2 protein-coding genes are annotated in these 1,881 nt (G+C 31.3%); both read right to left on the bottom strand.

The genetic code is table 11. From position 1 onward, the window contains the following. Nucleotides 1–1,138, bottom strand: a 1,138-nt coding sequence (locus tag ACWIX0_RS13410) for a hypothetical protein (RefSeq protein ID WP_454174485.1), incomplete at its 3' end; no start/stop codon positions are given. Between the two features lie 10 nt (nt 1,139–1,148). After that, the gene (locus tag ACWIX0_RS13415; protein ID WP_454174486.1) at nt 1,149–1,796 is read right to left on the bottom strand and encodes a hypothetical protein; all 648 of its coding nucleotides are present in this window, start codon (nt 1,794–1,796) and stop codon (nt 1,149–1,151) included. Nucleotides 1,797–1,881: the final 85 nt, after the last annotated feature.

Here is a 1,881-nt window from a genome sequence, read left to right on the forward strand (position 1 = left end):
TGCATTCCCAACTAGAATCTATATTGCATAGCGTGTGGTAGTTTTGATAAAATAGATATGTATCAGTTATCAAATCTAGCATTGTTATTTCAGCTTTGTCTTTACTAAAGTCATTCTTGTATTTTTGTATTACATCATAAACACCTTGAGGTGTCCAAGTTATGTTGTCCCATAAATCAAGCTTATCTCCATATAAAATTTTAAGTTTATCTATTACGAAATCCACACAAGACCGACCTGCAATGGCATAAAATCTGAAATCATTCTGTTTATCTACAAATGCCTTTCCGCCTCTAAAGTCATCATCACAAATCAAAACTTGTTCCAAAGTTTTTTTTGCCACTTCGTAAAACTTTTTGTTATTTATTGATTTAATATTAACAGCATAAGCGTGTTTGTTTTGAAATGTGCTTAATGGGCGAATTTTTGTTAGCATATGTCCCCCACTAAAAGAATAGCCAAATAATGTATTGTCCATTTCCGAGTTGTTGTTGTATGAATTGCTATTGTTATTTTCTATATCATTTTTTATTCTTTCATAATTATAGTGATTGTTTTGAAAAATCTTGCCACCTCTTTCTTTTGTTCCGACACTAGAAGTTCTCAATAACGCTGATTCATAAGGTGCAAATCCAAAAAAGCCTTCAATATTCATTACATTACTTGCTTTACTGCTAACAAAGTTTTCAAAATTATCTTTAAACTCTTTATAAGTTTGATATTCTTTATTACCCATTGTTTCCTTAAATGGCACAGTTATATCTCTATATGTTTGTCTAAAAAACTTAAATTCTTTATCAAATGTTGCATTATTTTCTGTTTTCGCCCATTGTTTTTTATTTTCATTGTTATTTTTATATTGCCGTGTAAGTTTTTCTATAAGTTCTATTTGCGTAGGAAAACTATGCTCTTGCAAATCAGTTTCTAGTACACATTCTATTTTAGCATTTTCGCTTAATTGCCCCTCAAAGTTTTCGTTGATGAGTTCATATTCTGTTTTTAATCCTAAAAACACATGTGGTATTATTCCCTCGTATTCACAACTTACATATGGGAAATTTTTTTCTATCTTGCAGTCTCGCATTCCCCAAGTATCCACATAGACACCTATGCTATGGTATTTTAAGTATAGTTTCATACTAATCCTTTTAGTAAGATATAAGCGGATAAATAAAGTCAGGACGCCCAAAACTGATATTATCCTCGCTTATAAAAATATCTTTTTTATCGCCTATATTTTGTGTTTGACTTAAAATTTTATCCGCAAAATCCTTAAGGCTATACGCTTGGCTTTCTTTTGACATTGTTTTTTCAAATTTAGCAGAAAATTGACCGCCCTTACTTAATGGCATAATCTCTCGCCAATTTGTATCATAAATATATGTTGCAATGGATTGATAAACCACAAAGTCAGGGTTTTTTAGTTGCAACAGCTCTTCGTTTATCGCGTCGTCCAAGTTTGCTGTTTCCTTGCCGTTACGCAAAAAATAATCAACATATATAGTTCGCCTAATTTCATAAATATTTTCACTAATTCTTACATAATGCGCCTGAAGTAAATATTTGTGTTTGTTATTTTTTATCACCTCATTTATTCCTGCTTTTTCCTCTTGCGTCAATACTCTAGCATACACTACCTTACCTAGATTTTTTTTGCAAAGTCGCTCGTATTCTTTATATTCTTTGTCGTATTTTTTAGGGATAAACGCACGATATGAAGTGGGATAACAAATCGAATAACCACACGCTATGTATGCAATAAACACTCCAATAAATCCAAATGATAAATACCACATTTTCACGAGTTGTCCTTATTACTATATCAAATCTATAAATCCTGCCACTATTATACCCAAACAACCTTAAACCACTTTAATACCA

It is taken from the genome of Helicobacter sp. T3_23-1059, assembly GCF_053654515.1.

What these genes read in the sequence shown, in the direction of transcription:
- ACWIX0_RS13415 (WP_454174486.1), bottom strand. Translation starts at nt 1,796, where the DNA reads ATGTGGTATTTATCATTTGGATTTATTGGAGTGTTTATTGCATACATA.